The organism is Prevotella sp. P5-64, assembly GCF_002251285.1.
In the GTDB taxonomy this organism is placed as follows: Bacteria; Bacteroidota; Bacteroidia; order Bacteroidales; family Bacteroidaceae; genus Prevotella.
In genome coordinates this window covers 1-8,540 of record NZ_NPJK01000057.1, presented here as the reverse complement: position 1 = coordinate 8,540, position 8,540 = coordinate 1, and the positions used below count along the sequence as shown (strand labels likewise).

The 8,540-nt window shown below is 42.1% G+C and carries 9 protein-coding genes and 1 pseudogene; 9 read left to right on the top strand and 1 reads right to left on the bottom strand.

The features are described 5' to 3' along the window. Window positions 1-129: 129 nt before the first annotated feature. The 9 genes and pseudogenes from CIK87_RS10370 to CIK87_RS10330 all read left to right on the top strand — a co-directional run. Window positions 130-393, top strand: a pseudogene (locus CIK87_RS10370) (DNA-binding protein); the annotation flags it as partial. A gap of 129 nt (window positions 394-522) precedes the next feature. Continuing rightward, a complete protein-coding gene (locus CIK87_RS10365; RefSeq protein WP_094387111.1) occupies window positions 523-1,668 on the top strand; it encodes a site-specific integrase in 1,146 nt (381 codons plus the stop codon). A 303-nt stretch (window positions 1,669-1,971) separates the two neighbouring features. Continuing rightward, on the top strand, window positions 1,972-2,895 hold the full coding sequence (locus tag CIK87_RS10360) for a hypothetical protein (RefSeq protein ID WP_144008186.1): 924 nt from the start codon (window positions 1,972-1,974) through the stop codon (window positions 2,893-2,895). 562 nt (window positions 2,896-3,457) lie between these two features. After that, the gene (locus CIK87_RS10355; protein ID WP_094387109.1) at window positions 3,458-4,054 is read left to right on the top strand and encodes a DUF6088 family protein; all 597 of its coding nucleotides are present in this window, start codon (window positions 3,458-3,460) and stop codon (window positions 4,052-4,054) included. Further along, window positions 4,051-5,103 carry a nucleotidyl transferase AbiEii/AbiGii toxin family protein gene (locus CIK87_RS10350; RefSeq protein WP_094387112.1) on the top strand — a complete coding sequence of 351 codons (1,053 nt, stop codon included), beginning with the start codon at window positions 4,051-4,053 and terminating at the stop codon, window positions 5,101-5,103. The genes CIK87_RS10355 and CIK87_RS10350 overlap by 4 nt, the downstream gene beginning before the upstream one ends. A gap of 94 nt (window positions 5,104-5,197) precedes the next feature. Then, window positions 5,198-6,139 carry a YafY family protein gene (locus CIK87_RS10345; RefSeq protein WP_094387108.1) on the top strand — a complete coding sequence of 314 codons (942 nt, stop codon included), beginning with the start codon at window positions 5,198-5,200 and terminating at the stop codon, window positions 6,137-6,139. After that, window positions 6,136-6,627, top strand: coding sequence for a 3'-5' exonuclease (locus CIK87_RS10340; protein ID WP_094387107.1), 492 nt, complete (start codon window positions 6,136-6,138; stop codon window positions 6,625-6,627). Before CIK87_RS10345 ends, CIK87_RS10340 begins: the two co-directional genes overlap by 4 nt. 27 nt (window positions 6,628-6,654) lie before the next feature. Continuing rightward, window positions 6,655-6,984 carry a hypothetical protein gene (locus CIK87_RS10335; RefSeq protein ID WP_094387106.1) on the top strand — a complete coding sequence of 110 codons (330 nt, stop codon included), beginning with the start codon at window positions 6,655-6,657 and terminating at the stop codon, window positions 6,982-6,984. A gap of 19 nt (window positions 6,985-7,003) precedes the next feature. After that, window positions 7,004-7,768 (top strand): hypothetical protein, encoded by a 765-nt coding sequence (locus CIK87_RS10330; protein WP_144008185.1) that lies wholly within the window; start codon window positions 7,004-7,006, stop codon window positions 7,766-7,768. A 35-nt stretch (window positions 7,769-7,803) separates the two neighbouring features. Here the strand turns inward: CIK87_RS10330 and CIK87_RS10325 are convergent. After that, the coding region (locus CIK87_RS10325) for a transposase (protein WP_144008070.1) at window positions 7,804-8,540 on the bottom strand (737 nt) is incomplete at its 5' end.

The window sequence follows — 8,540 nt, the reverse complement described above, 5'->3', positions numbered from 1 at the left end:
GCATCGTGGGGTAAGGGGATGGTGGCTACATATTGATGTTGTGCTGTTGCTTTTTACTGAAAGCTGCTACTAACGACTCATAAATCTACCCTTAATCGTGTATTGGATGATAGTTGCGGATTTTAGGGTAAGCGAGAATATGGGCAGACCTACTATTCCCAAAGTCACTTTGACGAGCTCCGACGTACCGACCTATTATCCAACGAAAACTATTATACCGTAGAGCAAGTGCAGCAACTCTATGGACTGACCAAAGCCAACATCTGCCACATCGTCAAGGTAAAGCACATTGAGAAGACAAAGGTAGGACGGCTTAATCTTTTGCTCCGTCCTGATGTGGAGAGAGTGATGGAGGAACGGAAATCGTTGGGAATGATGGATGCAGGATTCTGAATTTCTACCATACTGACGGATTATTCGGTGATGATTGGGAATAATCGGAGTCAGCACTGCATCATTGAGTTCCTTTGCACCCGTGGAGAAACGCTCCACCAAGATTATTAACAAATAATATATATATGTATGAGTAACATCTGCAAAACCGTGAGCCTCCGCACACGGAAAATCAAAGGCGGAGAACAGCTATCCTTCTACCTTGACTACTATCCCGGCTACAGGGACGAGTCCACCATGAAGGTCGTGCGCCATGAATCGCTCGGCATCTACATCTATGCCAAGCCGAAGTCACAACGTGAGAAGGACTACAACGACCGTATGCGTGAGAAGGCAGAAGCCCTCCGTTGCCGTCGCTATGAGTCCATAGTCAATGAGAGGTACGACTTCTTTGACAAGGAAAAGATGAAGGGCGATTTCCTTGCCTACTTCAAGCAGAAGGCAGACAAGAAGAACTGCAAGTGGCAGCACGTCTATAAGCACTTTGCCCGTTTCTGCAACAACAAGTGCCGATTTGACGAAATAAGCGTTGACCTGTGCAACAAGTTCCGTGAGTATCTGCTGACTGCTCCGCAGACCATCCACACGGAACACAAACTTCACATCAATAGTGTAGCAGGCTATTGGTCAACCTTCCGTGCCGTCCTTCATACCGCCTACAGAGAACACAAGATTATGGAGAACCCCAACGGCTTCTTGGAGCGCATTGACACCATCCCCACGGAGAAAGAGCATCTGTCGAAGGATGAGCTTGTCAGGTTGGCAAACACCCCATGCCAATATCCCGTCTTAAAAACCGCTTTTCTCTTTGCTTGTCTTACTGGACTCCGTAAGAGTGATATTAAGCAGCTCACATGGGAGAACATACAGCCCTACGGTGACGGTGGAATGTATGTCACACTTCGTATGCAGAAAACCAAGGAACTGGTAAACAATCCCATCAGTGACGAGGCTTTGGAACTGATTGGTGAGCGAGGAACTGGCCCCGTCTTTGTCGGCTTTGCAGACAAGATGACACAGACACCCTTGAAGAACTGGCTGAAAGCCGCTGGCATCACTAAGAAAATCTCGTTCCATTGCAGCCGCCACACTTTCGGTTCGCTTCAGGTGGATGCTGGTACAAGCGTCTATACCGTTCAGCACATGTTGGGCCACAAGAACGTTTCGACCACACAGATCTATGCGACTATGGCAGATGAGAGCAAGCGAGAGAGCGTCAACCGTATTACGTTGAAGCCAAAGATCACTCCGCAGTTGAAAGTCGTAGGGCAATAATGACCTACAGTTCTATAGGACACATATTATTAATGTGCCTGTATGGGGAGGGGCATTGCTTCTCCCTTTTTCTTTTCCCTTTCGTCATGTCCATCAATATTTTATAGTATGATTATTGGTTCTTTTTTCATACTCGGTAGGACCAATTTCTAAACTAATGTAAAAACGAAGCGGATTTTTCGGAAGATTTTGAGCAGTCGGGAATAATCGGAGTAACTTTGCGTTACAAATCGCTCAGATGAGTTGTGGATGATACCGACAATTCTGATAAGTCAAATCAATAAATATAGAAAGGAAAGAAAGATGAACAACGTAAAATGTAAAACGAAAAGCATGGCTGTAAGAGACTTTTGCCTTGTGTGGGGATGCCCTGGTTTGGTCATTCTCACCATTTCCCTCTTCGTGTCATTGAAGGTGGGCAACGATTTCGGACAAGACAACTTTGCCAAGTTCGTAACCTTTGTAATCTCCAGCGGATTACTGTGGACAGTCTATTATCTGTTCCAGTCCGTATTGGCAGAAGTGCCACTTAGATTGCAGAACGGTCAACGCGAAGGAACCACCCTTCTTACCAACCAAGAAACGGAAGCAGTCACAGAAGATTCAATGGACAATATGAGCATTGAACAGGTTCATGAATATCTGGCAGAAGTTCTACCTCAAACAGAATCTGCACAAGAACCCTTGCCAGAGGAACTGCAAGAACCTATCATTGAGATTTCCGATTCAGTAGAACCGACAAAGGAGGCAACCGATACAATAGAGACGAGTTCAGAACAGCCCGACCTATATGCCCAACGCTGTAAGGAATATCAGCGTGAGCAGGAACAGAGGCGACAGAATACCATTGATGCCATTATAGAATATGTGACCCATACCATGTCGCCATATATCTATGACAATGAGGAATTGGAAAAACTCTGTGATGCAATCAGGAAGTGGGCCGATGACTGGCGGCATATTCCTGTGCCAATCAGATTGAAGTCCACTCTTACCACCCTTGACCTACGGCACTTTGTTTGGAATATAGCCGAGAGACTGGGCAGCAAGAAAGACTATACGGGACGTGTCCGTGCCGACTTCATCAAGCGTATGTTCCCGGATGTAATGAGAGACATCGAGCAGGATAGCATCCGCAACTTCAAGTTCCAGCCTGATACTGGGAACATCGTGATAGACGAGCCTGACAAAGGCGACTATCATTTCCACTATGAGAAATTCAATTAAATAGTTTGTCCTTCGAAAGAAGGCGACCTAGAAATCTGTTTTCAAAAATCAGCGAAAACGAGATTATTAAAACACTAAAATCATATATCAGCAGAATGGGAATACGGGCTCTATCAAAAATGTCTTCTAAAGAAACAATTGAATTAAGAAGCCTTTTCAGCTTTTCGATAATAAAGTCACACTTGTATTTGTAAATCGCATTATATCAATTACTTGTACTTTAAACGATAGAAAAGTGATTGTCTAGATTCTAAAGATTGGGGAAAAGACGAACATTTAACGTTTTTAACTTTTTTGAACCAAATGGCCCGCAAGTGTGCAATAAATTGATTAAGTCATGGTATTTTATTCTTGAAGTCGTCTTTTCTGGCAATATTGCCCCTAATGTAAAAAGCGACACATTATTTATATAGGAATGCCATCTATACAGCAAGAAAAACGCTATAATTTGCCAATGAAACTTAATTTCAACACTTAAAGTAGTGCTGTATAAAAGAAATTTTGTATCTTTGCGGTCGGAAATATTTATTATCATTCCGACCATAATTTATATACAAAATCGATGGAGAATGCAGTAGTACAACAGATTAGAAAAAGGATTACTCGCAGTAAGTTTGGCGAGATATTCTTTGTTTCTTCTTTTCCCCAATATGATGTCGAGTACGTCACAAAACTGCTCGCCATCTTTGAGAAAGAAGGATTGATTACACGAATAGCCAAAGGCGTGTATGTCAAGGCACGTAAAACACGTTTTGGCATCCTTTATCCTTCGGCTTACGAATTAGTGAAAGAGATTACCAAACGAGATAAGGCAAAAGTTATACCTACGGGAGCCACTGCTGCTAATCGCTTAGGATTCTCAACACAAGTACCCATGAACACTATTTTTCTGACTACTGGGTCTGGGCGAAAAATGAAATTAGGGAATCGAACAGTGACTCTGAAGCATGGGGCACCTAAGAACTTTGCATTCCGCGGACGTTTGATGCCAGAATTGGTACAAGCATTACGCAGCATTGGTGAGCATAACATCACTCAGGATGTTGAAGCGAGGATTAGACAACTGTTCTCGGAAACTCCTGAGACTGACACCATAGAATATGATTTGTTGTTGGCTCCTGTATGGATGCGACAAGTTATAAAGAAAGGAATAAAATGAGTAAATGGATTGATTTCTCGCTCGACGAGCGAAAGGCGATGATACAAGGTGTGGTCGAGGCACGGCAAATTGATGAAGCTGCTGCCGAGAAGGACTGGTGGGTAACGGCAGTGTTGTATGCCCTTTTTCACTCCAGTGTATCAGAATATCTGTTATTCAAAGGTGGTACGAGTCTCAGTAAAGGCTGGGATATCATCAACCGATTCAGTGAAGATATTGATTTAGCATTGAGCCGTGACTATTTTCTGAACGTCAAGCAACTCTCTTGTGCAAGCTGTACCAGTAATACGCAAATACATAATCTTCGAGAGAAAGGACAGGACTTCTTGTATGGCGAGTTCAAAGACGAGTTATCGGCGAAACTTGTCGAAATGGGGCTTGAAGTAACAGTTCTCACAGACAATGACATATCCAATGAAAATGGTGAGCCCCAAAAGGTTCCACACGATAAAGACCCATCTGTTCTTTATGTTCAATATCCTTCACTCTACGATAGCCAAGCCGCATACGCAATACCAACGGTTAAAGTAGAGATTAGCGTGTTGTCAATGTCCGAGCCTTACGAGATGAGAAGAATTTCATCACTTATAGAACAGACCTTCAAGGATGAAGATGTGGATTCCGACCTTGTCCAGACAATCCGCACTGTCAGTCCCGCCAGGACTTTCTTGGAAAAAGCTTTCCTCTTGTGTGAAGAGTTCCAGAAGGACGAACCGAGAACGCATAGAATGACACGTCACTTCTACGACTTGGAGAGACTGATGCAAACCCCATACGCAGAAATGGCTCTTAATGATTTGGTGCTCTATCATGAGATTGTGGAACATCGTCGCAAGTTCTATCATGTTGGTTATGTGGATTACGACAAAGAGCTACCTGCCACTATTCAGATTGTACCAAGTGACGAACTGATGTCCTCTTACGAAGCTGACTATAACGAAATGAAGGAGAGCTTCATTTATGGGCAACCTCTGACTTTCGGCGAGTTGATGGAAAAGATAACGAACCTTCAAGAACAATTCCGAGCTTTAGATGTCCCTAAAGGTTGAATGTAGATGAATTTTTAACAAAATCTACTTTTTCTCCAACCTCTGCCACGGCTTGCCGTACCCTTAGAGTAATTTTGCAGAAAAAACATAAAATATGATTAATAACGATAGAGGGCAAAGCCTAATAAGCAAATATGTCTGGGTGATAGAAACTATCTATCGCAGACGTAAAATCTCGTTCAAGGAACTGAACGAGCTGTGGCTGCGAGATGACATCAGCAGAGGGGTCGATATTCCCAAGCGCACCTTCGACAACTGGCGTTATGTCATCTGGGATATGTTCGGCATCAACATAGTCAACGAAAACCGAGGCGAATACCGTTATTACATCGAAAACGAAGAGGATATCAGTAAGAACGGACTCCGTTCATGGTTATATAATACTTTCTGTGTGAGCAATGCCTTAGCCAACAGTCAGAGCATCAAAGACCGCATCATTCTGGAATACGTGCCGTCTGGCCAGAACTACCTTCAGCCCATCATTGAGGCTATGAAGGAAAATCGTATCCTGAACATCACCTATCACAGCTACTGGAAGGACGAAGAGAACAATTTCGACGTGCAACCCTATTGCGTGAAGCTGTTCCGCCAGCGTTGGTACTTGGTGGCTCGCAGCACATATTCTTATTATTACGAGCAGGGGCCACGCATCTATTCCCTTGATCGTATCAAATATCTTCATGCAACAGACGAGACTTTTGAAATGCCAAAGAACTGGACGGCAGAGGATTTCTTTGACGGCTGCTTTGGAATCATTGCTGAACAGTCTGTGAAGGTACAACCAGTCAAACTGAAAGTATCAGCAGGACAAGCCAACTACATCCGTGATTTGAAGATGCACGAGTCGCAGGAAGAGATTGAACGTAATGAAGAATACAGCATATTCACCTTTAATCTCCGTCCAGAGTTCGACTTCCAGCAGGAACTGCTTTGGAATGGAGAAGACATGGAGGTACTTGAACCCTACTGGCTCCGCAAGGAGATTGCCGGTAAGATAAAAAGAATGTGGAACAAATACAAAGATGACCCGAAATGAAGGATTTTGCAGCAATAGATTTTGAGACAGCTAACAACGAGCGTTCTTCGGTTTGTTCTGTTGGTATCGTCATTGTACGAAATGGTGAGATAGTAGATTCGTTCTACTCTCTCATCCAACCAGAACCGAACTATTATAACTATTGGTGCTCACAGGTTCATGGTCTCTGCCATGAAGATACTGACGATGCACCAGTTTTTCCAAAAGTATGGGCTCAGATAGAGCCTCTGATAGAGAACTTGCCACTCGTTGCTCATAACAAGCCTTTTGACGAAGGTTGTCTGAAGGCAGTGTTCCGCGTCTATCAGATGGACTATCCAGACTATGAGTTCTATGACACCCTTTGTGTCTCACGGCGAGTACTCCCTGATTTAGAAAACCACCAGCTTCAAACTGTAGCTGCTGCCTGTGACTATTGCTTAGAGGATCATCACCATGCATTGGCAGATGCAGAAGCTTGTGCATGGATAGCAAGAGAAATATTGTAAAATGATTAACTTTTAATTTTTATTGTTATGTTTGTATTAATAATGCCAACCATAGAAAGTATTTGTGAAGATTTTGGTCTTGACTATAATGATACCAATGAGGAAGAGCTTTTAGGACAGCAAGGCCTGGAAGCTTATCATATAGAAGTAAATGATGGCGAGTCTTTTGAGATTCCCCAATGTTTTACTGGTAGAATTGAACAAGACGAGCAGAATTATTATAAAAAAGTCTTAGTAGATGAGGATATGGATTATTATGAGCGAGAGGTAATCCAAGATGATTTGCCTTCTGGCCTCTACCAGTTAGATAAAGATGAGATAACTGTGAAACAACTCTACCAAACAGATGTATTCTAATTATAATCCCGATGAAGTTATGAACATTCAAGAAGAAATTGTAAAATGGGCTGAAAAGTATGTCCCAGAATTCAACAAATTGTCAGAAAAGTATAATACATCATATTATACACAGTCCCCATTAAATTGTATAGATGGTGAGGTTGACCTCATGCTTATAGGAATAAATCCAAAAGGGAATCTTGGGGAAGGGTCAAGTAAGAAGACGACAGAAGAGTATCTTGCAGGAAATCCTTATTGGTCAGAACGATTTACTAAAGAGGGAAAGATTGACTGGAAATATAATCAAGGAGCAAGATTCTTTTTGGGATTTGATGATTTTTGTCATGATGAGAGCATAGATAATGACAAGGAAACAGTTTGGACAAATCTCTCTCCATTTGAGTCAAAAAATGGCAACAACGATCTCAGGAAAGAGTTAATGGAAATAGGTATAAAAAGCACTCTCGAACTAATAGGTATAATTCGCCCCAAACGGATCATCTTGTTAGGTATAAATGCATTTGCACAATTAGAGAAATCTCAAGAAGGGCAAAAAATAGAGTACTCTAAAGTATTTTCAAACATCAAAGCACAGGTTGGCCGGATTAATAATATACCAACGGCATGTCTTACTCATCCTTCTGGGCAATGGGAAGTTTCTAATAAATTTAATTCTATGTTTGTATTTCTTCATGAATTAGCAGAAAGAACGAATAAAAAAAGTGATGTAAAGCCTCTAAAAGAGGTTGTTAAAATAATGCATGATGAAATGAAATTGTGGCAAAATAGGGTTGTTTTATAAAAAAGACAACTTTTTCAATAAACCCAAATCGGTCATTAGGATTTCTCTGTGTCGTACGGCAAAGAGAAATCCTTTAATTTTTCCCATATAGATAAGAATGATTGTCGTGTTTTTAGTGATCTAGCCAAATATAGGATGTGCTTGTCTTTTGTTTTTCCCAGATAGGCTGGCGTCGATATCAACTCGTATCGGATAGTCTTCAGAAATTTCTTCTTGTTGGAATTGATCAGCGCATGTCTGAACAACGACATAAAGTTATATGCCATAACAATGAAATTCCCACATGCCTCTGTTGCCCAGAAGTTATTTGTGACAAAGTCATCGATGGAGAAATCATTCTTCAATTCTTTTATCCTATTCTCAGAATCCGCTCTTCCGCGATATGAGTCATATACAATCTTGGCCGGCAGGTCAAGGTCTGTTACAAAGCAGCTGTATCGGTATTTTCCGAAATCCTGCTCATCCTCAAAAAGCTCCAGTTGCTTGATTTGCTTTCCTGCAGCTTTGGGGCGCTTGTCTATTTCTTGCCTGACCATCACAATGCGTCTAGGCTTCTCCCAACCGTTTGCCTGATAGATGGTTTCGGATATTTCCAATCCGTCTGTTAGCTCTATCCATTTGCGTTCATGGGTGAGACTGTACTTTATACGATTGTTGAAACGGCAGGCAATGATATAGTGTAACCCTTTCATTTCCAGATAGTCAAGTATTTCCTTCGCAAAGAAACCGCTATCCATGCGGACCAGCCCGACACGTTTGCCCTCAAGTTTTG

Coding starts and splice junctions, on each gene's coding strand:
- CIK87_RS10365 (WP_094387111.1), top strand. CDS start 523: ATGAGTAACATCTGCAAAACCGTGAGCCTCCGCACACGGAAAATCAAA.
- CIK87_RS10360 (WP_144008186.1), top strand. CDS start 1,972: ATGAACAACGTAAAATGTAAAACGAAAAGCATGGCTGTAAGAGACTTT.
- CIK87_RS10355 (WP_094387109.1), top strand. CDS start 3,458: ATGGAGAATGCAGTAGTACAACAGATTAGAAAAAGGATTACTCGCAGT.
- CIK87_RS10350 (WP_094387112.1), top strand. CDS start 4,051: ATGAGTAAATGGATTGATTTCTCGCTCGACGAGCGAAAGGCGATGATA.
- CIK87_RS10345 (WP_094387108.1), top strand. CDS start 5,198: ATGATTAATAACGATAGAGGGCAAAGCCTAATAAGCAAATATGTCTGG.
- CIK87_RS10340 (WP_094387107.1), top strand. CDS start 6,136: ATGAAGGATTTTGCAGCAATAGATTTTGAGACAGCTAACAACGAGCGT.
- CIK87_RS10335 (WP_094387106.1), top strand. CDS start 6,655: ATGTTTGTATTAATAATGCCAACCATAGAAAGTATTTGTGAAGATTTT.
- CIK87_RS10330 (WP_144008185.1), top strand. CDS start 7,004: ATGAACATTCAAGAAGAAATTGTAAAATGGGCTGAAAAGTATGTCCCA.